Here is a 23,423-nt window from a genome sequence, read left to right on the forward strand (position 1 = left end):
GCGGGGTCGGTCGCACAGCGAAATGACTGGGGTGCGGGCGCCGGAATTTACCATTCGGTAACCGTGGCAGCCCAAGCTGGCGGAGAGGACAAAACTCCATGACGGCATTTTTCAGTAGAATTCTGGGCAAGGCGGCGCGGCTCGCCATGGCGTTCGCCGCCCTTGGCCTTGTCGGTCTCGACATGCAGGCCGCAAGTGCTGCGGAACTCGCCAAGGACCTGTTCGGCAACAAGAGGCTGCCGGCGGCGGTTGCCGCGCGCTCCTACGGCTTCTACTCCAAGGGCTGCTTCTCCGGCGGACTGGCAATCGCCACCGACGGACCGACCTGGCAGGCCATGCGCCTGTCGCGCAACCGGCGCTGGGGCCATCCCAAGATGATCGCGCTGATCGAAAAGCTGTCGCGCGAGGCCACCGCCGACGGTTGGCCCGGCCTCCTGATCGGCGATATCTCGCAGCCGCGCGGCGGCCCGATGCTGACCGGTCACGCCTCGCACCAGATCGGCCTCGACGCCGACATCTGGCTCACGCCGATGCCGGACCGCAGGCTGTCGCCGACCGAGCGCGAGAACATGAGTGCGGTCTCGATGGTCAACGAAAAGACCCACCGCGTCATCGAAAAGCGCTGGACGCCGGCACATACGCGCCTGCTCGAACGCGCCGCCAGCTATCCGGAAGTCGAGCGCATCCTGGTCAATCCGGGCATCAAGCAAAAGCTCTGCGAAACAGTCACCGGCGATCGTTCGTGGTTGCGCAAGGTCCGGCCGTTCTGGGGCCACGACTACCATTTCCACGTCCGCATCGGCTGCCAGCCCGGCTCGAAAGGCTGCAAGGAGCAGGATCCGACGCCACGCGGCGACGGCTGCGACAAGTCGCTGGCCTGGTGGTTCACTGAGGAACCATGGCGCCCGGCCACCGGTCCTGCGAAGCCCAAGGCGCGCGACATCATGACGATGGCGAGCCTGCCCAAGGAATGCCGCGCCGTACTCGACGCCCCCTCGCCCGCCAATGAGGCCGCCGTGACCTTCCACGGCAAGGGTGGCGCACCGACCGCGGTCGTGGCCGCTCCGGCACCTGAACAACCGGAAGTCGCGGACACGCCCGTCATCACCGATGACGGCACGCCGGCTGCGGCAAACGCCTTCGCACCCCGGCCTTCGGTCGACATTCCGCTGCCGCGTCCGCGCCCGAAGACGCAGTAGGGACGGACTGCAACCTGCCGATCGGGCCGATGCCATGTCGCTTCCAAAAGCATGGAAATCGGTCTATGGATTTCAACCGATTTAATTCTTCCGGATGAACTCGTGTGACCCCTGCATCGCGTCTCGCCCTGATCGCCCATGACGAGAAGAAGGACGACCTGGTCGCTTTCGCAGCCGACCATGTCGAGTTCCTGAAGACCTGCCATATCGTCGCCACCGGCACCACCGGGCAGCGCATCCTCGCCGCCTGCCCGGGCCTCAACCTGACGCCACTGAAGAGCGGGCCGCTTGGCGGCGACCAGCAGATTGGCGCCCTGATCAGCGAGGGCAAGATCGACCAGTTGATTTTCTTCGTTGATCCGCTGACGCCGATGCCGCATGACGTCGACGTGAAGGCATTGATGCGGCTTGCCATCGTCTACGACATTCCCATGGCGTTGAACCGGGCGACGGCCGAGATCATGCTCGAGAATCAAGAGAACGGCTGAACGCCGACGCAGGGACGGAACCGGGAATGTCACATCAGAGCGACCAGGCGCAGGCTCTCCCGTTCCCGATCCTGATCGGCGACATCGGCGGCACGAATGCGCGCTTCGCCATCGTCGAGAGCGCCGACAAGGATGCCGGCGAGCCGCGCATCGTCCAGACTGCCAGCTATGCCAACATCGACGACGCCATCCTCGCCGTGCTCGACGGCGCGCCGGTCAAGCCGCGCTCGGCGGTGCTTGCCGTCGCCGGCCCGGTCGAGGGCGACGAGATCGCGCTCACCAATTGCCCCTGGGTGGTGCGTCCCAAGCAGATGTTTGCGACCATCGGGCTGACCGACATCCTGGTGCTCAACGACTTCGAGGCCCAGGCGCTCGCGGTCGTGGCGCTGGGTGACGACCACATGGAAAAGATCGGCTCCGGCGAGCCGGAAGAGGGCGCCGGGCGCGTCGTGCTCGGGCCGGGCACAGGCCTTGGCGTCGCCGGCCTGATCCATGCCCTGGGACGCTGGATTCCGGTGCCCGGCGAAGGCGGTCACATGGATATCGGCCCGCGTTCCCAGCGCGACTTCGAGGTCTTCCCGCATCTCGAAAAGCTCGAAGGCCGCATTTCGGGTGAGCAGATCCTGTGCGGCCGCGGGCTGGTCAACACCTACCGCGCCGTCGCCCTCGCCGACGGCAAGACGCCCACGCTCACCCAGCCGGCACAGGTCACGGCGGCGGCTCTCGCCGGCAGCGATCCCATCGCCGAGGAAGCGCTGTCGCTGTTCGTGACCTGCCTCGGCCGCACCGCCGGCGACCTGGCGCTGGTGTTCAAGAGCAAGGGCGGCGTCTTCCTGACAGGCGGCATCGCCCAGAAGATCGTGCCGGCGCTGAAGCAGGGCAACTTCCGCAAGGCCTTCGAGGACAAGGCGCCGCATCGCGAACTGATGGCCTCGATGCCTGTCTATGTCATCACCCACCCTCTCGCGGCGCTTGCCGGGCTTGCGGCCTACGCCCGCACCCCCTCCTTGTTCGGCATCGAAACCGGAGACCGGCGCTGGCGCGCCTAGCCGCGGCCAAAAGGCGGTTTCCCCCGCCGGCGTCATGCTCTATGAGGGGCGCAGTTTTCGCGTAGCGACAGGACTACCTGTTTGACCACAGCCCAGATGGAAAAGGCCAAGGCCTCGCGCGGCGAGATCGTCGGCGTGATCCGGCGTGTCGCCGCCGAGAATGGCCGCGCCTACGCCTGGCAATACGGGCTCGCCGCGCTGTTCCTGCTCGTCATCGCCGGCACCACGGCCTTTACCGCCTGGATCATGCGCGACGTCATCGACGAGATCTTCTACCGCCAGCGCGCCGACCTCATCGCCTTGATCTCGCTGGCGATCCTCGCATCCTTCGCGCTGCGCGGCATCGCCACCTATGGCCAGGCGGTCATACTCGCCAAGATCGGCAACAATCTCGTCGCCCGCTACCAGCGCCGCATCTTCGACCACCTGATGAAGCTCGGCATGGACTTCTTCTCGGCCCAGCGGTCGTCCCAGCTCGTCGCGCAGATCAACCAGAATGTCGGCGGCGTGCGCGACCTGCTCAACATCACCGTCACCTCGATCGCCCGCGACGCGGTTTCGCTGGTCGCCCTCGTCGGCGTCATGGTCTACCAAGACCCGGTGCTGTCGATGATCGCCTTCCTGATCGGCCCGCCGCTGGTGCTCCTCGTCGGCCATCTGATGCGGCGGCTGCGCAGGCTCAACCGCGAGGCCATCCTGGTCAATTCGAGGCTGTTCGGCGCGGTGCAGGAAGCTGTTCAGGGCGTTGCCATCGTCAAGGCCTTCACCATGGAAGACCAGCTGTCAAAGCGGATGGACGCTCTGGTCAGCGACGTCGAAGCGCGCTCCAACAAGATCGCCCGGGTTTCGGAACGGCTGTCGCCGATCTCCGAAACGCTGGCCGGCGTCGTCGTTGCCACAGTCATCGCCTATGCCGGCTACCGCTCGACCATGGGCGCACAGCCGCCCGGCGCGGTCTTTTCCTTCATCACCGCGTTGTTGCTCGCCTACGACCCCGCCCGCCGCCTTGCCCGCACCCAGGTCGGGCTCGAGCGCGCGCTGGTCAATGCCCGCATGATCTACGAGATCCTCGACACTGAGCCGCGCCAGGAAGACACTCCCGATGCAGGCGCTCTCAAGGTCGGCAAGGGCGATATCCGCTTCGAAGCCGTCTCCTTCTCCTATGGGCCGGACATGCCGGTCCTGCATGAGGTGAGCTTCACCGCAGCCGGCGGCAAGACGACCGCAATCGTCGGCGCCTCGGGTGCCGGCAAGTCGACGCTGATCGCACTGCTGCAGCGCTTCTACGACGTCGACGGCGGCCGCATCGAGATCGACGGCCAGGACATCGCCCACGTCACCAAGCGTTCGCTGCGCCAGTCGATCGCCTATGTCTCGCAGCACCCCTATTTGTTCGAAGGCACAATCGCCGACAATATCCGCTACGGCCGCGCCGGCGCCACGGACGACGAGATCCGTCTGGCGGCCGAGCAGGCCTTCGCCGACGAGTTCATCCGCCAGCAGCCCGATGGCTACGACACGCCGGTCGGCGAAAGCGGCGCCTCGCTTTCGGGCGGCCAGCGCCAGCGCATCTCCATCGCCCGGGCGCTCGTCCGCAAGGCGCCGATCTTGCTGCTCGACGAGGCGACCTCCGCGCTCGACAATGAATCCGAAGCGCGGGTACAGGCGGCACTTTCGACCGTCATGCAGGGGCGCACCACCATCGTCATCGCCCATCGGCTCTCGACCGTGGTCAGCGCCGACCATATCGTCGTGCTCGATCAGGGCCGGCTGGTCGAGCAAGGCACGCATGCGGACTTGATGGCCGATCCCAACAGCGTCTATGCCCGGTTTCACAATCTGCACGACGAAGCCGGGCTCGGTCTGGTGGACGATACAGGCGAGACGAAAAAAGAGGAGCCGCAGCGCGCCAGCGCTGCCGCAGGGAGCTTGCGATGAGCGACATGGGTCTGGTTGTGGTCGGCGCCGCCGGCCGGATGGGTCAGGTGCTGCTGCGCACCGTACACACGATGGAGGGCGTCCGCGTCGTCGGCGCCATCGAGCGCAGCGGCTCGCCCTATCTCGGCAAGGATGCCGGCGAGCTCGCGGGCATCGGCACCATCAATGTCGCGATATCAGACGACCCGCTGGCGGCCTTCGCCAAGGCTGACGGCGTGCTCGACTTCACCGCACCGGCGGCGACCGTCGAATTCGCCGGCTATGCCGCCCAGGCGCGCATCGCCCACATCATCGGCACCACCGGCTGCGCGGCCGAAGACGATGCCAGGATCGCCGCTGCCGCGCGCCATGCCACCATCGTCAAGTCGGGCAACATGAGCCTCGGCGTCAACCTGCTCGCCGTCCTGGTCGAGAAGGCGGCGCAGGCGCTCGGGCCCGGCGACTTCGACATCGAGGTGCTGGAAATGCATCACCGCCACAAGGTCGACGCGCCTTCGGGCACGGCCCTGCTTCTCGGCGAGGCCGCAGCCGAAGGCCGCAAGATCGCGCTGGCCGAGAAGAGCGTGCGCGTGCGTGACGGCCATACCGGCGTGCGCGAGGCGGGCACCATCGGCTTTGCCACGCTGCGCGGCGGCTCGGTTGTCGGCGACCATTCCGTCATCCTCGCCGGCACCGGCGAACGCATCACCATGTCGCATCAGGCCGAGGATCGCACGATCTTCGCCCGCGGTGCGGTCAAGGCAGCGCTGTGGGCGCATGGCCGCAAGCCCGGCCTGTATTCGATGCGCGACGTGCTTGGCTTGTAGATCAATCCATCGTCCTCACCCACCTCAAGGGAGCTAAAATGTCCGGTACTCTCGTGCTCGTCCGTCACGGCCAGAGCGAATGGAACCTGAAGAACCTGTTCACCGGCTGGCGCGACGTCGACCTGACCGAGCAGGGCACCGCCGAAGCCAAGGCCGCCGGACAGAAGCTCAGGGCGCGCGGCCTGAAGTTCGACATCGCCTTCACCTCGGCGCTGATGCGCGCGCAGAAGACCTGCCAGCACATCCTCGACGCCACCGGCCAGAGCGACCTCAAGACGATCCGCAACCAGGCACTCAACGAACGCGACTACGGCGACCTCAACGGCCTCAACAAGGACGATGCCCGCGCCAAGTGGGGCGAGGAGCAGGTCCACGTCTGGCGCCGCTCCTACGACACCCCGCCGCCCGGCGGTGAGAGCCTGAAGGACACCGGCGCGCGCGTCTGGCCCTATTACATGCACGACATGCAGCCGCATGTGCTCTCCGGCGGCACGGTGCTGGTCGCTGCGCACGGCAATTCGCTGCGCGCGCTGATCATGGCGCTTGAAGGCATTTCGGGCCCGGACATCGTCAAGCTCGAACTCGGAACCGGCGTGCCGATCGTCTACAAGCTCAACGCCGATTCGACCGTCGCTTCCAAGGAAGTGCTGGCCTGAGCCGACACGGGAGCCGCCGATTCGCGGCTCCCGCCCCTTTGCCGGCTGCACCGCGCCGCCTGCCGCAACGTCATGCGGCACGCCAAACGCGACAATTCCGGCCTGTCGCAGCATTCGTCGGCAAAAGCTGAAAAAGCGCGTTGACACAGTCGCTTCGCCCGCTTACATCAGCGCCCACCAGCCCAGATGGCGGAATTGGTAGACGCGCACGGTTCAGGTCCGTGTGCCGCGAGGCGTGGAGGTTCGAGTCCTCTTCTGGGCACCATCATCCGGACTACCAACCGGATGAACCAGTCGGTCGATGCGTCGACCGACAATGATCTTTCCTTCACAATCGCTCTGCCGCGCCGGACCGCTCGGCTAGTCGACACACCCTCTGGGGTGTCTAGAACCTGGAGCCGTGCCGCAGATGAGCGGCCCCCATGGGCAGGTATAGGCCAGTTGCAGGCCGGCATCATCTCAATACGCCTAGTACTACATACCGCGTGCCAAGTTGGCATCCGGCCATTATTTGTTTTGTTACCAATTCAACTTACCGTTGCTACCGAATAGTTGGGGGGAGTAGCGCGGTGGCCGATCCAAAATACCTGTCCGGGCAGCGCCAGGTCGCGCTTTCGGTGGTTGTGCCCTGTTACAATGAAATCGACGGCATTGGAGAGCTCTACAGGCGCGTTTCCGCATCCTGCCAGGCACAGGCAGGCCAGTCCTATGAGATCGTACTCGTCAACGACGGGTCGACCGACGGCACCCGTGACGCGATCTTCAACTTGGCAGCACGTGACAGTCACATCGTCGGGATAGACCTTGCCCGCAACTATGGCCACCAGATCGCGCTCAGCGCCGGCCTGGAATTCTGCTGCGGCAGGCGCATCCTCATCCTCGACGCCGATCTCCAGGATCCGCCGGAACTGCTCGGCGGGTTGATGGCTAAGATGGACGAGGGCTTCGACGTCGTCTACGGCCAGCGCCAGATGCGCGAGGGCGAGGGCTGGTTCAAGCTCGCCACTGCCTCGATCTTCTATCGTTTGCTGCGCCGGATGGTCGATGTCGACATCGCCGCCGATACTGGCGATTTCCGGCTGATGAGCCGCCGCGCGCTCGATCACCTCAATGCGATGCCCGAGCGCTACCGCTTCATCCGCGGCATGGTGAGCTGGATCGGGCTGAAACAGGTCGCCTTCCCCTACCAGCGCCAACGCCGCTTTGCCGGCACCACCCATTACCCGCTGCGCAAGATGATCCTGCTAGCAGTCGACGCCATGACGAGCTTTTCCGTCGCACCCCTGCGCTTTGCGTCGCATCTGGGCATGGCCTTCGGCGTGCTCGGCCTGCTCACGCTCGGCCACACCCTCTATTCGTGGTTGATGGGCAGCGTCCTGCCCGGCTGGACCAGCCTTGCTGCCATCGTGCTCATCCTCGGCAGCGTGCAACTGCTGGTGCTCGGCATCTTCGGCGAGTATCTCGGCCGGATGTACATGGAGACGAAGCGGCGGCCGCTCTACATCGTCAACGAGGTCATCTCGGGCGAAGTCGCCGATGAACAGGACGTGGGCGCTCGCAATCTTCAACAACTGGTCAAGGAAGCGCTCCGTGCCTGAGACCGGCCGGCACGCCGCCACAGATATTCTTTTCGGAGCGCAGCATAGTGTCCACCCGATCGAAACCGCTGTTTGAACTGCAGCGTGTCCTCAGATACGGGGCCGTTGGTCTGCTGAACACGGCACTCGGATTCGGCATCATATTGGCATTGCTGAAGCTTGGCTTCGGCGATTTCATGGCGAATGTCACTGGCTTCGCAGCAGGCCTGCTTCTGAGCTTCGTCCTCAACAGCCTTTGGACATTCGATCGGACGGCCGGATATCAGCCGGGTGTGGTGTGGAGATATGCGATCAGCTTTGCCATCGCCTATGCGGCGAACCTTGCCGTCGTGATGGCGGCACGGGCTGGTGGCATTGTCGACAACCCATTGACCCACCTCGCCGGCATCGGCGTCTATTCGATCACCTTCTACCTCGGATCCGCACATTTCGTGTTCGTTCCACGCTCGGGATTACAGAGCAAGGAACGCAGAGACTACACGCTCTCGACAGAGCGTTGGCCGGAAGCAGCCATCTTCCTGGGCTTGTTGGCTGCTTATCTTATGCTCCGGAACATCGCAGTTTCCCTCGACGTGGTATGGCAGATGTGGATCGCCCGCCAAATGCTTGGCGGCGCCGTGCTGTACAGGGATATTCTGGAACTGAACCCACCTCTGTGGTTCTGGATGGCCACTCCAGTGGAATGGACCGCGCAGGCACTCGACATCCCGTCGGTGCAGGCCATTGTCGCGGCGGTGTTTCTCCTCATTGCGGCTGCACTTGCGTTGTTGTCCATCCTCCTGACGGACACTTCCCCCGCGACGCGCGCAACTCTGCTTGTCACCGCATTTCTTGCACTGGTCATAATTCCCATTCAGGAATTTGCACAACGCGAGCACTTGGCAGCTATCGGCGCCATCCCCTACCTGGCTTTGATTGCGAGGCGCGCCGACAACCTCCCCACGGACTGGAAGGTTGCTGCCGCTACCGGACTGTTGGCGGCATCTGGCTTTGCCTTGAAACACTATTTCGTGCTGGTGCCGCTGCTGCTCGAGCTCTGGCTCATCTACAGGCTGCGGCGAAACTGGACGCCCGTTCGTGCCGAAACCGCGATTCTGTCGGCCGGCGCCGCCAGCTATGGTGTCGCCGTCGTCCTGCTTGCGCCGGATTTCCTGACGACCATGGTGCCGATGGTGAGCATCGCCTATGACGGCTATGAGGTATCTTTTCTCAAGCAGTTCCTGCGGCCGTTCATAGCCGTCTGGGCGCTGTCGGGCATTGTGTTGTGGCAGCAAAGGAGCACGCTGCCTTCGCTGACATTCGCTTCCGCGCTGGCTGCGCTGGCCTTCAGCTTCGCCTATTTCGCGCAGCAGAAAGGCTGGCGGTACCATTCGGTTCCGACGACTGCGCTGTTGTTCTTCGCCGTCGCCCCTCTCTGGCAGAGGCACCGCTGGAGGAGTGTTACGCTTCCTGCAAACGCCGCTCTCGTCGTCTGCACCCTCCTCCCCTTGATCGTCAGCCTCGCCGCCGGTCCCTACAAGAATGTCACCGAGGCCACCGTTCGTGACCTGCTGCGCGACAGCAGGCCCGGAACGGCAACAATGATGCTGACGGCACATCCGACCAACTTCTGGCCCACGGTGGAGAAGGCCGGACTCAAATGGCCATCGCGCTATTTCGCCTTCTGGATGGTGCTTGCCATGTCCGAACACGAAAAAAAATACGGCAGCCTGACGCCGGAACTCGCCGCCCTGGCAAACGACATTCGGCGCCAGACCGTCGAGGACCTTCGGTGCAATGTGCCTGATATCATCTTGGTGGACGACTTCCGCCTGTCGAAATCTCCCGGCTTCGACATCCTGGAATTCTTCAGGGAGGACAAGGACTTCGAGCGCCTTTTCGCCAACTACTCCCTGGACAGGAAAAGCGTCATCTACACGTCTTACAAGAAGGCTGCTGATTGGCAGCCGGAGCGTCCGGTGGGCTGCCGAACCATCTATTAGCCATGCAATCGGCTTTTTCGCCCCGGCCTAAATACAGGCCTTGAGCCATCCCGATCGAGCGCCACGCGCATTTGGCACTGGCCTGCTACCCGCAGTCTCTCCCTCGATCATCGTCCGAATGGTCGGCTTCCAGCCGGCCCATGGTCGGTGATAATATCAGGTTGCGCTAATACGTTCGCACAACCTGTTGAGGAGCACGCCGATGCTGCGCTTTGCCCTTTTCGCCGGTGCCCTGGCCCTTGCTGCCGGTACTGCAGCCAGGGCTGAAGACAAACCCCAAGCCGCGCCGAGCGTGCTCGAAGGCGTCACCGTCGCGGAACTCCAGGAGATCATGACCAAGGCCGGATATCAGGCCAAGGTCGGCACCGACAGCGACAACCTGCCGGTCATCGATTCCAAGGCCTCAGGCATGAATTTCTGGGTCTATTTCTACAATTGCGAGGGCGAACCGCAGAAATGTCGGCGGGTGCAGTTCCAGAGCAGCTTCAAGACCGACAAGGCGATGCAGGACAAAGCGCTCGAATGGAACAACAAGAAGGTCGCCGGCCGCGCCTCCAACGAAAAGGACAATACCTATTTCGACTATCTGATCGATTGCGGCGGCGGCGTCTCGTCCGGCAACCTGTCGCAAAACCTCGAGCGTTTCGACACGCTGATGGCAGAGTTCACCGCCTATATCGGCTGGCGCTGAACAGCGCGGCCTCCAGTCTCGCGAACTCATGCAAAGGGCACCCATCGGCCCCCTTTGCATGAGTAAGCTTCGGCCCCTTGTCAGTTACGGGGCCTTCGCGCGTCGAGCTGCCTTGCTCAAGCCTCGAGGTTGCGGTTGCGGTCCTGCCAGAGTTCCAGAACTGCCAGCACCGCCACTGCGATGCCGAGGCCGACATGCCAGTTGCGCAGCACGCCGCCATATCCGAAGACGAAGGGCTGCACCACCATCCAGACGCCGCAGAACAGCGACAGGATTTCCTCCCAGCGCCGCAGGAAGATTTGCTCCAGTCCGGAAAGCACGACGATCGCGGCGCCGACGAGTGCGGTCACCGCCATCATGGTCGGCATGCCGGTTTCGCCGAACCACATCGGCGACACGATGATCGCGGCGCCGAGGATCATCGAAGCGATGTCCTCCCAGCGCCGATGTTGCGACAGTCCCAGGGGACCCATTACATTGAGCGTTGCCATGATCAAAATCCTCTCAGGCTACATTTGAGTTCTGCTCAAACGCCCGTGAGGACCAAGTGCGTGGTTGTCGAACTCCTCAGTCGGGCGTTCTTCGCACTGGCGCCATTATCTCAAAAAAGTGCAACAAGTTCAATGGATCCGGTTCCGGCGGACGATCACACTGGCGACATCGAAGCTACTCGCCGGTCACCTTCGCATAGAGCCGCGACCGCGACCCGAGCAAGCCGAGTATCCGGCCGGCCGACCAACCGGACGCACGCGCCAGGGCAAGCACCCCAGGGCCACCGCGGACCGGCACCGCAAGTGCGGTGGCGGCAGTGGCAAGCAGCCTGTAGGCGAGCAGCGGCACGAGCGATGCTGCCCTCCTGTCGCCGCCCCTTCGCTTGCGGGTGAACGACGCCAGCGATTGATCGCGGGCGCGCCTGAACTGATAGGAAAAGGTCAGGCGTGAAGGCGGCATCGTTTCGTAGACCATGGCCCGGTCAGCCCAGGATTTCGTCAGTCCAAGGCGCGTGACCTCGTGGTCGAATGCCGCGTCGCTGCCACCCGACATCGGATCGCGCTCGTCGAACCGCAGCCTGTGGACCACGAACAGATCGCGGTGGGCGAGCCAGTTGTTGGTGACGACGGTGATCCGATCTGCCCTGCCCGCCGCGTTCTGGCGCCGGGCAACGAACGCCTTGTGGCGGAACCGCTGCTGGACCCCGCGCATGATCGCCTTGCGCCACCGCGACAGCGGAACCGCGGGCGGCTGCGCCTCCACCGGGCCGCCGATGAGCAGCGCCCGGCTGCGGCGATGTTCGGCGACAAGTTCGACAAGCCAATCCTTGGCAACGCGCTCGTCGTCGTCGACGAAGGCGACAAGATCGGCCCCGGTTTCGAGCGCATGCGCGACCGCACGATTGCGCGCGAAAGGAATGCCGATGGACGGCTCGAGCCGATAGTCGAGGTTCAGGCCCCCGGCAGCGCCAAGCACGATATCGCGACAATCGGGCTGAGCCGCATTCTCGACCACGACGAAGCTGACGTCGGTGAGGGGAGGCATCTCACAAGCAGACCATGAGGCGAGAAGCTGCTTGAGCATGACTGGTCGTTGCCGGGTGATGGCAGCAACACAGAGCCGCAGACGCGGCATCGAATTCGAGGACATGGCCCTTGCTCCGCATTCGGATTTGCGTCGCCAGGGCAGCGGCAACAGGTCTCAAGTGCGGGGGCGGCTCCCGTTTCCCACAATCATACATCTATTGCAAGTAGAAATTTTTATGCGATACAACCCGATTTAATCAGGCAGGCTTGAGTGGCCGAAGCAAACCGCGCGAGTGTTCCATGAGACCGATCCTGTCCTATTGCATCCCCGTCCAGGACCGGGCGGCCGACCTCAGGCTGACGCTGCGGCAAAATCTCGACCAGAACCGCCAGTTCGAAACGCTGGTGGAATTCGTCGTCGCCAATTTCGACACGGACGACGAACTGGATTGCTGGCTGCGCGAGACCTTTGTCGCGGAAATCGCGTCCGGGTACCTGAAGCCAAGGCGGGTCGGGCACCTGGATCCATGGCATTTCGGCCGGGCCAAAAACGTGTTCCGCGACCATATCGAGGGCGCGATCTATTCCAGCCTTGACGCCGACAACTTCGTCTCGCCGGCAGAGACGCAGCAAATCCTGGACCTGCATGCCGAGCATGGCCGCAAGATGCTGATCCATCATTTCAGCGGCAACTGGGGCGACGGCACCTGCGGCAGGGTCACGCTGCCGGCCGATCTTTATCGTTCCGTTGGATATGACGAAAGGGCGTTGCCGCGCCAGTTCGACGAGATGGACCTCATCCTCTCCGCGCTGCGGGCCGACCGCGACCTCACCTACATCTCGCATTTCCCCGGCGGCGCGCTGCAGAAGTCGAAGGCCACTGCCAACTTCATGCTCGGCGAAGGTATCACAGTGAAAAACCTTGTGGTCGACGACTTGCGCACCACCAAGCCGCTCAACCCAAGGAACAAGGGCTATGCCGACGACTGCGGGCTTCTCGGCGCCATGCAACACTTCAACCGCGCATCAAGTTTTGCCAGGAATGCCAGCAAGGCCGACAACAAGGAGCGCTATTTTGCCGAAGCGATGCAGGCGGTGCACGTAGCCATCGCCGCACAAGGTCCGGCAGAGGCCTTGCGGTGCTTTTTCGAGGAGCCGAGCCGGCCCCTTCCCCAACTCGACGACGGCAAGGTGCCGGTCTTTGCCTGCGTGAAGGACGACACGTTCGTGCTCGAGGAGTGGTACAGGCATTACAGCCGCATCGGCTGCGGACCGTTCTTCATCATCGACGACCGCTCGGCGGTGCCGGTGGCCGAAACCCTGCCCTATCGCGACGTCCTTACCCTGGCGCCGAGGGTGGGCCACTATCGAACCTGCAAGAACGCGTGGCTGATGGCCGCCATGAAGGCCGTGCTGCCGCAAGGTCGATGGGCACTCACCATCGACGCCGACGAATTCGTCGATGTCCCGTCTGCGCTCGGCGGCACCATGGGCGACGTGGTCTTGGCCGCATCGGCCGCCGGCCGGTCCTGGGTGCCGGGTGTGCTCGTCGACATGCTGCCGGCAGCTTCGAGCCTGGCCAACGGCCCGGCACATGCCTCATTCCTGCATGAGTTCGATCGCCATCTGCTCGATGGAAGGGGCGACAGCACCGCCTACCGCGCCAACAAGTCGGTGCGCTGGGCCTTCGGCAAACGATGGCGCGCGAGCTATTGCATCGATGCGCGCTATCGCATCGCCGGCACGGTGGACGTGCTGCGCAAGGTTCCGCTGGTGAGGTACCGCCAGGACATCAAGGTCCATCACGGCTTCCACGATCTCGGCTACTCCGACCAGCCGAGGGTTCGCTCCGACGCCTGGCGCAGCCCGCTGCTGCTGCCGATGCGCCACTACAAGCTGGTGAAGCTTTTCGATGCGGCAGAGCGCCGGCGCATGGCCGAGCACGTGCAATTGTCCTTCGTCCACGACCGCAAGACGACCGCCAACCTGCGCACGCTCGTCGCCGGAGACCGGTCGACGGCCTGGGAGAAGCTCCAGGCGCTCGATACCGTCGAATACGACCCAAACCTGTTCTCCGACCCGGAATTCTTCCGTGCGGTGCCGGGCATGACAAGCGCAATGGGCTGTTTCCTGCGGCGGGGTATCAGGGCGATGCGCGGCACAGGCGAGGCACGACGCACAAAATAGATCACGGCGGCCACCCGCCGGAACCGGTTCCAGGGCACGGGGCAATCCGCCCGTTTTATCGCGCTACGGGCCCGCACAATCCTACTTGAATCATCCGAACCAGTTTCTGGTCGTTATCGATCTTTCCTTTGGCCGGCATCTATCTGCCAAGTATACCCAAGCAATAATCGCCACGCTCTACATGAGCGGGGACTCAGGCACATCTGAAGCTCACCTCTGCGCGGCATCGGCTTTTGTGAATAAATTCCTTACAGATTCAAAGAATCCGCCTGACAAACTGTTACCTTGAGACTCCAAACGTGTGCGGCCGCCACGGAACCGCCCGAAGCTTGCCCCATTCGCTGCCACATTTGGGTTGAAACCGCTCCGTGTGTGCATCAACGGAGCATTAACCAGAAGATGAAGAAGAGCGCCAAGCCCGCGATCGCGGCGGCCACCCTCGCCGCCGGCATGATGATTGCCTTCACCGGTACCGCCTCGGCCCAATGCGGCAAGGCTTCCTGGTACGCGCTGACCTCGAAGACCGCTTCGGGCGAACGCATGAATCCATCGGCCATGACCGCAGCGCACCGTTCGCTTCCCTTCGGCACCAAGATCCGGGTGACCAACCAGAAGAACGGCAAGAGCGTGGTCGTGCGCATCAACGATCGCGGCCCGTTTGCCAAGGGACGCGTGCTCGACCTTTCCAAGGGCGCGGCCCAGCAGATCGGCTTCATCCGCTCGGGCCACACATCTGTCTGCATGCAGCGCACCTGACATTTGCGCGCCGAAGGCGCGGCACTTCGCGAACTAGCCGATGCGCCGCGCGGCTGTCTCGGCCATCGCCTCGACGAGGCTGAGGTGCCATTCGGCCCGGCAATAGGCTCGGAAATCGAAGCAGGGCAGTCCGGGACAGACCTCGAACTCGATCAGGTGCACCGTGTCGTCGGCCTCGACGCGGAAATCGAGCGAAAAGAGATCGCGCAGGCCGAGCCCCGCCATCAGCCGGGCCGCAATCCGACGGATCGTCGCCGCAGCAACCGGCTGAACCGATCCCACATGAACCAGCTCCGGCTCGCTGTAGCTTCCGTCGGCCTTGGCGGCGGTGCCGGTATCGCCATACAGCGCCATGCTGTCGGCCATGGTCTGGAAATCGCCGCCTGAATCAACAAAGACGATGCCCAGCACCTCGGGCCCGGCATCGGGGTCGACGGCCAGAAAGCTCGCACGCACATTGCGACCCGCGACATAGGGCTGGACGATGACGTCATCGCGATAGGCGTCGAACACCCGGCGCCCGAGCGCCAGCGCATCCCCGGCCTTGCCAATGCGCGAATCCTCCCAGATACCTATCTTGGCGCCGAGCCGGTTCGGCTTGACGAAATAGCCCGACGATGACGCCGGCGGCTCGACCAGCCACTTGTCGCCACGCGCCAGGCCCGCAGCTGGCACCGGCAAGCCGAGCGCGGCGAGAACCGCACCCGCGCGGAACTTGTCCTGACACAGCGCAAACAGGCTGTCGTCTGCGCCGATGGTGCGCAGGCCATTCAGCCTTGCCAGCGCCGGCGCCGCGCCGCCACGGAAATAAGCTATGCCGTCGGTCAGCGTCCACACCAGGCTGTCGCGGCGGTCGCATGCCTCCAGCACCTCGGCCGCATCGTCAAGCTCGACGGCGCGGAAATCGAGGCCGCGCGCCGCGCAGGCGGCGGCAAGTGCTTCGAACTCGGGCGCCAGGTCGGTCGACTGCGCCAGATAGGAGGAAATCTCCGTTGCCGCCTGGGCCGGAAATCCATCGGCCAGCAGCCGGTCGAAGCAGGCGCGCTCCGGCTCATGGACGAGAATGAGCGTCGGTCTTGTTCCGGTCATCGGGCACGCTTCCTGCTGTCATGCGGCGAAGCAATGATGCCGCGCCGGCTGCCGACAATGGCATCCTCGACCCACATGACATGCCGGAAAACCGACCTGTTGCCGCCGTCCGGGCGACAGCCCTGATGTCTGAAACTCAGATCAGGACGTTCGGCTCGTGGCGGCCATTGACGGCAACGTCGAGCAGGAAGGTCTTGCCGGCATGCGGGTCGGCCCGCAGCGCCTTGGCGCTCAGTCCTACTGCAGCGCTGGTCACCGCCAGCCGGTCAGCCGCGGGCCCGACAAAGGCCGGACAGGAGGCCTGGACCGCCGGCACTGGCACGCTGCGCAGCAGGTTGCCATCGGGCGCATAGGCGTCGATGCGGCCTCCGCCCCAGCACGCATTCCACAGGACGCCATCGCGGTCGACCACCGAGCCGTCGATGCCGCCCTTGTCGCCGCGGCGGTCGACGAACAGCTTCGGCTCGCCCAGCGGCAGGCCGGTGTCGGCATCGCAGTCGAGGCGATAGAGCAGGTTGACGGCCGTATCGACGTAATAGGCGGTCTTGCCGTCGGCGCTGAAGCAGATCGAGTTGGGGATGCTGATCGCCGGCAACAGCAGCCGCAGCTCGCCGCGGAAATACCAGTAGATGGCGCCAGCCCCTGCCTCGGCATTCTTGCCCATGGTGCCGAACCACAGCGCACCGCAAGGATGCACGCGGGCGTCGTTCGAACGCGTGCCGGTGTTGGCGGCTTCCACCGACATGTGAAGCGTCAGCTTGCCGGTCGCGGCATCGCGGACATGCAGCCCGGTCTCGGTCAGCAGCAGCTGGCGTTCGCCGTCGATCGTGGCAATGGCGCTTGCCATCTCGCCGAGCTGGTGGATGCGCGTTTGCCCGCCCGACAGTTTCCTTTCCAGCATGCGGCTGGCCAGGATGTCGAACCAGTAGAGCGTATCGCTGGCCGGATCGTAGGTCGGCCCCTCGCCCAGGCTGCAGGCTTCGTCGGACAGGATCACGGCTGCCATCTCAGGCTCCCTTGCCGATGGCGTCCCAGCCGGCGACGGCGGCACGGGCGCGCTGGCCGACTTCGGCTGGCGTCATGCCAGGCTTGTAGAGGCTCGAACCAAGCCCGAACAGCTGGACGCCGACCTTGGCATAGGCGTCGAAATCGACTTCCGACACGCCGCCGACGACGCCCACCTGCGTTTCCTTGGGCAGCACGGCGCGAATGGCCGAAATGCCGCCGGTGCCGAGCACGCTGGCCGGGAAGAACTTCAGCGCCGAAGCGCCGAGGCGCAGCGCCAGGAACGCGTCTGTCGGCGTGAAGACGCCCGGCATCGTCACCATCTTGTGCACGCCGGCGCGGCCCATCACCTCGGCGTCGATGTTCGGGCTGACCAGCAGGCGCCCGCCGGCGTCGTTGAGCCGGTCGACATCCTTGGCCCATACCACGGTGCCGCCGCCGACAAGCGCCGTCGGCAGCGCCTTGGCCAAGATCTCGATCGAACGGAACGGGTCGGGCGAATTGAGCGGCACCTCGATCGCCTCGATGCCGGCGTCGAAAACGGCGCGGCCGACATCGAGCGCTTCCTCGGGCTTCAGCCCGCGCAGGATGGCGACGAGGCCGCGGCCAAGTGCCGGAAATGGAGCGGTTACAGTCATGTCGTCATCCCTCAACAAGCATTCCATTGCGCCGGGCTGCGGCCACCAGGCCTGAAAGCACTGCCTTGTCGGCATCGGCGAGGCGCACCGCCAGACCGCCAAGCTTCAGCGCCTCGGCATAAAGCGCGCCCAGCGGTCCCGAACCGACCAACACGACAGGCGTGTCGCGCTTGCCGAAGCGACGCGTCGCCGAGGCGATCTCGGCGCCGATCAGCAGGCCCGACAGGGCCGCCGCCGCATCGGCCTGTCCAAGCCCGTTCAACAGGCCGGCGGCGCGGATGCCAAACAGGCGGGCACCGATGTCGCCGTCCGCCAGTGCCTCGCGGCACCACTCCTGGAACACGGCGTTGTCGGGAGCCACCGGCGCCGGCTTCTCGCCAAGCGAATGGCGCAGGATCGAATGCTGGGCAAATACCGAAAACATCTCGCCCGTCGGCCAGGTGCCGAAGCCGCTGACCGTACCGTCATCGACGCCGACCCATTTGCAGTGGGTGCCAGGCATGCAGACGAGATGGCTGCCGGAGCCGACCTCGGCGGCGACGCCGGCCAGCTGGGTTTCCTCGCCACGCATCACATCGGGCGTGCGCGGATTGCGCTGGGCGAGCCCCGGCACGATGCGGACGTCGCGGCCGGCACCGGGGACCGGCACTGCGGCACCCAGGATGTCGCTAAGCGAGGACGGCACCTCGACATAGGGCGCCTCGATCCAGCCCTGGCGAGCGCCGGCCATGCCGCAGACGATGGCCGGCAGGTCGCCGGGCGCGCCCATGTCCTTGAGATGGCGGTCGAGGATCGGCGCAAAACCCTTGTGCTGGGCGGTGAGCAAGCCTTCGTCGCTGCGGCGCTCGTCGACGACAGCGCCCGCCTCGTCGAGCAGCCAGACGCGCAGCCGCGTGGTGCCCCAGTCGACGGCGGCGATTGTTGGCTTGGAACTCACAGGATACCTCCATCGACGATCAAAGTTTGCGCCGTCAGCATTCTCGATGCGTCCGACGCCAGGAATAGCACCGTGCCGACCATGTCTTCCGGCAGCATCATGCGCTTGATGCACTGCCGCGATATGTGCGACTTGAGCGCCTTCTCGCTGACCCACAATTCGCGCTGTCGCTCGGTGATGACCCAGCCCGGCGCCACCGCATTGACCCTGATGTTGTCAGGGCCGTAGCGGCCGGCGAGCCCCTTGGTCAGCCCGACGATCGCAGCCTTTGCCGCCGTGTAGGCAGGCATGGCCCCGATATTGAGCATGTAGGAGGTCGAGCTGAAATTGACGATCGAGCCGCCGCCGGCCTTGACCATGCCCGGCGCCACCGCCTGGATGGTGAAGAAGTGCGGCCTGATGTTGACCGCCTGGTTGTCGTCCCAGCTTTCGGGGGTGACGTCGGCCACCTCGTGGCGCACATCGTTGGCAGCGTTGTTGACCAGCACCGTTACCGGCCCATGCTCCTCCTCCGCGCGGGCCACCGCACGGCGCAGCTCGGCGATATCGCGCAGGTCGGCGCGCAGGTAGAGCGGCCGGTTGCCCGTCGCCTGCTCGATCTCGGCGCACAGTTCCTGGCTCGGCTTCAGGGCGATGTCGATGAAGGCGACCTTTGCGCCCTGGCGGACAAAGGCTTCGGTCAGCACGGCACCGATGCCGGTGCCGCCGCCGGTGATGAGCACCGACTGCCCCTCGAGATCAGGAAATCGTGCCGATGGCATCATGATTTTTCCCCCGCATCGTGCGGGCCGGGCAAGGCTGGCCGCGCAGCGCGCCTGTATTAGCCCATCGACCGGTAAAGTTGAAACGCTTTTCGGCCGCCGAAAGCGTCTTTTTCAAACGATTGAAGGGGTAATGAAACGTCGAGGTTACAGGGGGCAAACTGGGCACTGCCCTGCCCGGTGCGCAGGTGACCGGACGCGGCTATCGAAGGGGAAGCAACTGCGTCCTGGCGCTTTGCTCAGATCGCCCGCGCGTAGGCCGCGCCGCGATGGGCTTCGCGGAGGTAGCCGAGCGTCGCGTCGGCATCTGCCGGGCGGCCGAACAGATAGCCCTGCCCGCCGGCACAGCCGAACTGCACCAGCCGCTCGGCTTGCGCTTCCATCTCGATGCCTTCGGCAACGACATCCATGCCGAGGCCCTCGCACATCGCCAGGATGGCGCGGATGATGTGTTCGGACGGCCGGTCCTCGAGGATCGAGGCGACGAAGGCGCGGTCGATCTTGAGCTTGTCGAAGCGGAATTCGCGCAGGCGGCCGAGCGACGACTGGCCGGTGCCGAAATCGTCGAGCGAGACGCGGATGCCGACGCGCCGGAGATCCTCGACGATCTTTTCGGCCGAGGCCGGATCGGTCATCAGGCCGGTTTCGGTAATCTCGATCTCAAGCCGGCGCGGGTCGAAGCCGGTGCGTTCGAGGATCGACAAGATGTGCAGGCCGGTGTTCTGGTCGACGAGCTGCGACGGCGACAGGTTGAACGACAGGAACATGTCCTTCGGCCAGCTGCGCGCAGCTTCCGCCGCCTTGCGCAGCACCAGTTGCGACAGCGGGCCGATGATGCCGCGTTCTTCGGCGATGGGAATGAACACGGCTGGCGACACCGGGCCGAGATCGCGGTCGGTCCAGCGGGCCAGCGCCTCGAAACCGATGGTGCGGCGGCTGTTGAGATCGACGATCGGCTGGAAATGCGGCGCGACCTCACCGGCGGCGACGGCGCGGCGCAGCGCCTGCTCGATGCGGGTGACGCGCTTGGCCGCCTCTTCCATTTCGCGGGTGTAGACGACGACGCGGCCGCGGCCCGAGCGCTTGGCGTGGTAGAGCGCGGTCTCGGCCTTGCGCACCAGTGTTTCGGTGGTGTCGTCGCTGGAATGGAACAGCGAGCAGCCGACCGAGGCCGACAGGCGCGCAGTGCGCTCGCCGACATCGTAGGGCGCCGACAGAATCTCGATCAGCATGCGGGCCTTTTCGGCAGCCGCATCCTCGGAGAACACTAGCGGATAGAGGAAGGCGAATTCGTCGGCGCCGATGCGTGCGACCGCTGAATAGCCGTCGCAAGCAGCGCGCAGTCGCATCGCCACCTGGACCAGGATCTCGTCGCCGGCGCGATGGCCGAACAGGTCGTTGATCGGCTTGAATCCGTCGAGATCGAGGATGCCGACGGTGAACGGTGCCGGGTCCTCGGCGCGGTCGCCGATCAGGCGCTCGACCTTGTCGAAGAAACGGCGCTGGTTGCCGAGGCCGGTCAAGGCGTCGGTGAAGGCCAGATCCGCCGTATCCCTGTCCGAATAGCTCGCGCCGAGTGACATACCTAGTCTCTGTTCTTCCATTGATTGCAATCGTTGCAGGACACTGGCAGCAAAGCGTTTAGGAATTGTATTCAATCCGTCATTTGCGAAACCGGTTTCAATCCCTGCCGGTTGCCCCCGATCCGCCGACGTTGCGCGGTGCGCTTCCGCGTCGGCGTCAGGCCATCGCGCAACGCCAAGAGGCCGCCCTGCCATTGCATAAGGCGGCCAAATTGCTACATCCTCGTCACCCAGGCGTGCGGCCGGTTCTGCTTGTCCGCGCCATCACCATCGACCAGTTGCGCCGGAGACCTCCATGCCGCTCAAGATCGCCGTCCAGATGGACCATATCTCCACCGTCAACATCGCCGGCGACACGTCGTTCGCGCTGTCGCTGGAGGCGCAGCGGCGCGGCCACGAGCTCTTCCACTACACGCCCGACCGGCTGTCGATGCGCGACGGCAAGGTCTTCGCGCGCATCGAGAAGCTCGAAGTGCGCGACGTCAAGGGCGACCATTTCACCCTCGGCGAGCCCATCCGCACCGACCTGTCGGAGATGGACGTGATCCTGCTGCGCCAGGATCCGCCCTTCGATATGAACTACATCACCACCACCCACATCCTCGAGCGCATCCACCCGAAGACGCTGGTCGTCAACGACCCGGCCTGGGTGCGCAACAGCCCCGAAAAGATCTTCGTCACCGAATTTGCCGACCTGATGCCGGAGACGCTGATCACCAAGGACCCGGCAGAAGTCACCGCCTTCCGCAAGGAGTTCGGCGACATCATCGTCAAGCCGCTCTACGGCAATGGCGGCGCTGGCATCTTCCATCTGCACGAGGCCGACCGCAACCTGTCGTCGCTACTCGAAATGTTCGGCCAGATGTTCCGCGAGCCCTACATCGTCCAGCGCTACCTCAAGGACGTGCGCAAGGGCGACAAGCGCATCATCCTGATCGACGGCGAGCCCGTCGGCGCCATCAACCGCGTGCCTGCCGAGCACGACGCGCGCTCCAACATGCATGCCGGCGGCCGTGCCGAGAAGACCGAGCTGACCGAGCGCGAACGTGAGATCTGCGCCCGCATCGGCCCGTCGCTGCGCGAACGCGGCTTCATCCTCGTCGGCATCGACGTCATCGGCGACTACATGACCGAGATCAACGTGACCTCGCCGACCGGCATCCGCGAGGTCAAGAAATTCGGCGGCGCCGACATCGCGGCATTGTTCTGGGACGCGGTGGAGAAGAAGCGGGCCTGAGAGGCCCGCCTCCACTTTTCGCTAACGTCGTCCGAGCAGCCAGAGGCCGCCAAGGGTGACTACCGGCATGATCGTGCAGTAGGCGACGAGCGGCCAGGCCGTATCGCCGCCGAGCACGATCACCGCCACCGTGCCGATCAGGCCGACGATCAGGCTCTGGACGCAGAAATAGAGCGCCACGGCGGTGCCCGCGGCATCGCCGAATGCCTCGAGCGCGCCATTTGCCGTCACCGAACCGGCGAAGACGATGCCGACCGAGATCACCCACATCGGGACGACGAAGGTCAGCAACGACGGTTCGGCGAACAGCTGCCCGACCGTGAGCAGCACTGCCCCAAGCAGAAGCAGGACCATGCCGCGAGCGAGGCTGCCGGCAATGCCCCAGTGCGCCACGAACAGTCTGGCGAAACGTGTGGTGACGATCATCGCCACCGCCGCCGTGGCGAAGGCCATGCTGAAGCCGATCTGGGAATAGCCGGCCCCCTCGATGAGCACGCGCGGCGCCGTCGAGAAGAAGACGAAGAACGCGCCCATCGCCGCGCTGAAGCCAAGCGTGTAGACCCAGAAGGCCGGACTTTTCAGGATTTTTCGGAACACCGGCCGCGACCGCACGGTATCGGGCCGTGTCTCGTGCCAGCGCGGCAGCGCATTCAGCACGGCACCGACGGCAAGAATGCCGAGGCTCAAGAAGATCGCGCGCCAGCCCAGACCATGGGCGATCAGCGCCCCGGCGATCGGGCCGAGTGCCGGCACGCAGGCCAGCATGGCACTGAACAGGCCATAGGTGACGGTGCCTTCCGGCCGCTCGGCATAGACGTCGCGCACCGTGGCGAAGGTGGCGACAAGGGCGGCCGACGCACCCAGCGCCTGGATCACGCGCAAGCCGACAAAGAGCGCCGCGGACGATGTGCCGGCGAGCAGGAACGAGGCTGCCGCAAACAGGACCGCGCCACCGATCAGCACCGGCCGGCGGCCGATCCGGTCGGAGATCGGGCCGAAGACGACCTGGCCGAGGCCGAGCACGATCATGTAGAGGCTCAGCGTCAGCTGGACGATGTCCGGCGTCGTGCCGAGGATGGCCGGCATCTCCGGCACGACCGGCAGGTAGATGTCCATGGCCAGCGAGGCCAGGATGTCGAAGGGCGCCATCAGCAGCAGCGCCGCAGGCAGTGAGTAGCTCCACGCGGGAGAGTTTCGATTGGGCATGGCAATGCATCCGCTCAAATGAATTTCATCTGGCGGCGATCTGCCACTTCGCTTGTCTAGGGAAATGAGAGGGCAGGGCGCCGCAACAACGTCTCGGTGT

21 protein-coding genes and 1 tRNA gene are annotated in these 23,423 nt (G+C 64.7%); 13 read left to right on the top strand and 9 right to left on the bottom strand.

Going from position 1 to position 23,423, the window contains the following annotated elements; translation table 11 throughout:
* Positions 1-98 precede the first annotated feature (98 nt).
* From mepA to GGQ99_RS15740, 10 genes are all read left to right on the top strand, one after another.
* Positions 99-1,199, top strand: a complete 1,101-nt coding sequence (gene mepA, locus GGQ99_RS15695; protein ID WP_183263268.1) for a penicillin-insensitive murein endopeptidase — start codon at positions 99-101, stop codon at positions 1,197-1,199.
* Between the two features lie 104 nt (positions 1,200-1,303).
* Complete coding sequence (locus GGQ99_RS15700; RefSeq protein WP_108606039.1) at positions 1,304-1,687, top strand: methylglyoxal synthase; 384 nt, start codon at positions 1,304-1,306, stop codon at positions 1,685-1,687.
* Positions 1,688-1,713: 26 nt separating this feature from the next.
* Positions 1,714-2,736, top strand: a complete 1,023-nt coding sequence (locus GGQ99_RS15705) for a glucokinase (protein WP_183263269.1) — start codon at positions 1,714-1,716, stop codon at positions 2,734-2,736.
* Between the two features lie 96 nt (positions 2,737-2,832).
* Positions 2,833-4,674: an ABC transporter ATP-binding protein gene (locus GGQ99_RS15710; RefSeq protein WP_183263481.1), complete on the top strand. Its 1,842-nt coding sequence runs from the start codon at positions 2,833-2,835 to the stop codon at positions 4,672-4,674.
* Positions 4,671-5,480, top strand: a complete 810-nt coding sequence (gene dapB / locus GGQ99_RS15715) for a 4-hydroxy-tetrahydrodipicolinate reductase (RefSeq protein ID WP_183263270.1) — start codon at positions 4,671-4,673, stop codon at positions 5,478-5,480. The genes GGQ99_RS15710 and dapB overlap by 4 nt, the downstream gene beginning before the upstream one ends.
* A gap of 38 nt (positions 5,481-5,518) precedes the next feature.
* Positions 5,519-6,136, top strand: a complete 618-nt coding sequence (locus tag GGQ99_RS15720; RefSeq protein WP_108606043.1) for a 2,3-bisphosphoglycerate-dependent phosphoglycerate mutase — start codon at positions 5,519-5,521, stop codon at positions 6,134-6,136.
* Positions 6,137-6,316: 180 nt separating this feature from the next.
* Positions 6,317-6,401: transfer RNA gene (locus GGQ99_RS15725), tRNA-Leu, on the top strand.
* A gap of 304 nt (positions 6,402-6,705) precedes the next feature.
* Positions 6,706-7,734: a glycosyltransferase family 2 protein gene (locus GGQ99_RS15730; protein WP_343061743.1), complete on the top strand. Its 1,029-nt coding sequence runs from the start codon at positions 6,706-6,708 to the stop codon at positions 7,732-7,734.
* 47 nt (positions 7,735-7,781) lie between these two features.
* On the top strand, positions 7,782-9,716 hold the full coding sequence (locus tag GGQ99_RS15735) for a GtrA family protein (RefSeq protein WP_183263271.1): 1,935 nt from the start codon (positions 7,782-7,784) through the stop codon (positions 9,714-9,716).
* Between the two features lie 202 nt (positions 9,717-9,918).
* On the top strand, positions 9,919-10,407 hold the full coding sequence (locus tag GGQ99_RS15740; protein WP_108606046.1) for a YbjN domain-containing protein: 489 nt from the start codon (positions 9,919-9,921) through the stop codon (positions 10,405-10,407).
* Positions 10,408-10,523: 116 nt separating this feature from the next.
* On the opposite strand, the gene GGQ99_RS15745 is transcribed toward GGQ99_RS15740, so the two are convergent.
* A complete protein-coding gene (locus tag GGQ99_RS15745; protein WP_183263272.1) occupies positions 10,524-10,898 on the bottom strand; it encodes an SPW repeat domain-containing protein in 375 nt (124 codons plus the stop codon).
* A gap of 175 nt (positions 10,899-11,073) precedes the next feature.
* Positions 11,074-12,048: a glycosyltransferase family 2 protein gene (locus GGQ99_RS15750; RefSeq protein ID WP_183263273.1), complete on the bottom strand. Its 975-nt coding sequence runs from the start codon at positions 12,046-12,048 to the stop codon at positions 11,074-11,076.
* Between the two features lie 176 nt (positions 12,049-12,224).
* On the opposite strand from GGQ99_RS15750, the gene GGQ99_RS15755 reads away from it, so the two are divergent.
* Positions 12,225-14,111 carry a glycosyltransferase family 2 protein gene (locus GGQ99_RS15755; protein WP_183263274.1) on the top strand — a complete coding sequence of 629 codons (1,887 nt, stop codon included), beginning with the start codon at positions 12,225-12,227 and terminating at the stop codon, positions 14,109-14,111.
* A gap of 399 nt (positions 14,112-14,510) precedes the next feature.
* The gene (locus GGQ99_RS15760) at positions 14,511-14,867 is read left to right on the top strand and encodes a septal ring lytic transglycosylase RlpA family protein (protein WP_108606050.1); all 357 of its coding nucleotides are present in this window, start codon (positions 14,511-14,513) and stop codon (positions 14,865-14,867) included.
* Between the two features lie 33 nt (positions 14,868-14,900).
* On the opposite strand, the gene GGQ99_RS15765 is transcribed toward GGQ99_RS15760, so the two are convergent.
* The 6 genes from GGQ99_RS15765 to GGQ99_RS15790 all read right to left on the bottom strand — a co-directional run bounded on the left by GGQ99_RS15765 (position 14,901) and on the right by GGQ99_RS15790 (position 20,880).
* A complete protein-coding gene (locus tag GGQ99_RS15765) occupies positions 14,901-15,956 on the bottom strand; it encodes a D-alanine--D-alanine ligase family protein (protein ID WP_183263275.1) in 1,056 nt (351 codons plus the stop codon).
* 136 nt (positions 15,957-16,092) lie between these two features.
* Positions 16,093-16,962 carry an SMP-30/gluconolactonase/LRE family protein gene (locus GGQ99_RS15770; protein WP_183263276.1) on the bottom strand — a complete coding sequence of 290 codons (870 nt, stop codon included), beginning with the start codon at positions 16,960-16,962 and terminating at the stop codon, positions 16,093-16,095.
* Between the two features lies 1 nt (position 16,963).
* Positions 16,964-17,599 (bottom strand): 2-dehydro-3-deoxy-6-phosphogalactonate aldolase, encoded by a 636-nt coding sequence (locus tag GGQ99_RS15775; RefSeq protein WP_183263277.1) that lies wholly within the window; start codon positions 17,597-17,599, stop codon positions 16,964-16,966.
* A gap of 4 nt (positions 17,600-17,603) precedes the next feature.
* Positions 17,604-18,536: a 2-dehydro-3-deoxygalactonokinase gene (locus GGQ99_RS15780; protein ID WP_183263278.1), complete on the bottom strand. Its 933-nt coding sequence runs from the start codon at positions 18,534-18,536 to the stop codon at positions 17,604-17,606.
* Positions 18,533-19,300: an SDR family NAD(P)-dependent oxidoreductase gene (locus GGQ99_RS15785; protein ID WP_183263279.1), complete on the bottom strand. Its 768-nt coding sequence runs from the start codon at positions 19,298-19,300 to the stop codon at positions 18,533-18,535. Before GGQ99_RS15785 ends, GGQ99_RS15780 begins: the two co-directional genes overlap by 4 nt.
* Positions 19,301-19,536: 236 nt before the next feature.
* Positions 19,537-20,880, bottom strand: a complete 1,344-nt coding sequence (locus GGQ99_RS15790; RefSeq protein WP_108606056.1) for a putative bifunctional diguanylate cyclase/phosphodiesterase — start codon at positions 20,878-20,880, stop codon at positions 19,537-19,539.
* Positions 20,881-21,175: 295 nt separating this feature from the next.
* Here GGQ99_RS15790 and gshB point away from each other — a divergent pair, with 295 nt between their 5' ends.
* A complete protein-coding gene (gene gshB, locus GGQ99_RS15795) occupies positions 21,176-22,117 on the top strand; it encodes a glutathione synthase (RefSeq protein ID WP_183263280.1) in 942 nt (313 codons plus the stop codon).
* A gap of 21 nt (positions 22,118-22,138) precedes the next feature.
* Here the strand turns inward: gshB and cml are convergent, their stop codons facing one another.
* Positions 22,139-23,323: a CmlA/FloR family chloramphenicol efflux MFS transporter gene (gene cml, locus GGQ99_RS15800; protein WP_183263281.1), complete on the bottom strand. Its 1,185-nt coding sequence runs from the start codon at positions 23,321-23,323 to the stop codon at positions 22,139-22,141.
* Positions 23,324-23,423 lie beyond the last annotated feature (100 nt).

The sequence above is a fragment of the Aminobacter niigataensis genome (assembly GCF_014200015.1).
Taxonomy (GTDB): domain Bacteria; phylum Pseudomonadota; class Alphaproteobacteria; order Rhizobiales; family Rhizobiaceae; genus Aminobacter; species Aminobacter niigataensis.

Bases quoted from the DNA above. Each gene is read 5' to 3' on its own strand.
- mepA (WP_183263268.1), top strand. From the start codon at position 99: ATGACGGCATTTTTCAGTAGAATTCTGGGCAAGGCGGCGCGGCTCGCC.
- GGQ99_RS15705 (WP_183263269.1), top strand. From the start codon at position 1,714: ATGTCACATCAGAGCGACCAGGCGCAGGCTCTCCCGTTCCCGATCCTG.
- GGQ99_RS15710 (WP_183263481.1), top strand. From the start codon at position 2,833: ATGGAAAAGGCCAAGGCCTCGCGCGGCGAGATCGTCGGCGTGATCCGG.
- dapB (WP_183263270.1), top strand. From the start codon at position 4,671: ATGAGCGACATGGGTCTGGTTGTGGTCGGCGCCGCCGGCCGGATGGGT.
- GGQ99_RS15720 (WP_108606043.1), top strand. From the start codon at position 5,519: ATGTCCGGTACTCTCGTGCTCGTCCGTCACGGCCAGAGCGAATGGAAC.
- GGQ99_RS15740 (WP_108606046.1), top strand. From the start codon at position 9,919: ATGCTGCGCTTTGCCCTTTTCGCCGGTGCCCTGGCCCTTGCTGCCGGT.
- GGQ99_RS15745 (WP_183263272.1), bottom strand. From the start codon at position 10,898: ATGGCAACGCTCAATGTAATGGGTCCCCTGGGACTGTCGCAACATCGG.
- GGQ99_RS15750 (WP_183263273.1), bottom strand. From the start codon at position 12,048: ATGTCCTCGAATTCGATGCCGCGTCTGCGGCTCTGTGTTGCTGCCATC.
- GGQ99_RS15755 (WP_183263274.1), top strand. From the start codon at position 12,225: ATGAGACCGATCCTGTCCTATTGCATCCCCGTCCAGGACCGGGCGGCC.
- GGQ99_RS15760 (WP_108606050.1), top strand. From the start codon at position 14,511: ATGAAGAAGAGCGCCAAGCCCGCGATCGCGGCGGCCACCCTCGCCGCC.
- GGQ99_RS15765 (WP_183263275.1), bottom strand. From the start codon at position 15,956: ATGACCGGAACAAGACCGACGCTCATTCTCGTCCATGAGCCGGAGCGC.
- GGQ99_RS15770 (WP_183263276.1), bottom strand. From the start codon at position 16,962: ATGGCAGCCGTGATCCTGTCCGACGAAGCCTGCAGCCTGGGCGAGGGG.
- GGQ99_RS15775 (WP_183263277.1), bottom strand. From the start codon at position 17,599: ATGACTGTAACCGCTCCATTTCCGGCACTTGGCCGCGGCCTCGTCGCC.
- GGQ99_RS15785 (WP_183263279.1), bottom strand. From the start codon at position 19,300: ATGATGCCATCGGCACGATTTCCTGATCTCGAGGGGCAGTCGGTGCTC.
- GGQ99_RS15790 (WP_108606056.1), bottom strand. From the start codon at position 20,880: ATGTCACTCGGCGCGAGCTATTCGGACAGGGATACGGCGGATCTGGCC.
- gshB (WP_183263280.1), top strand. From the start codon at position 21,176: ATGCCGCTCAAGATCGCCGTCCAGATGGACCATATCTCCACCGTCAAC.
- cml (WP_183263281.1), bottom strand. From the start codon at position 23,323: ATGCCCAATCGAAACTCTCCCGCGTGGAGCTACTCACTGCCTGCGGCG.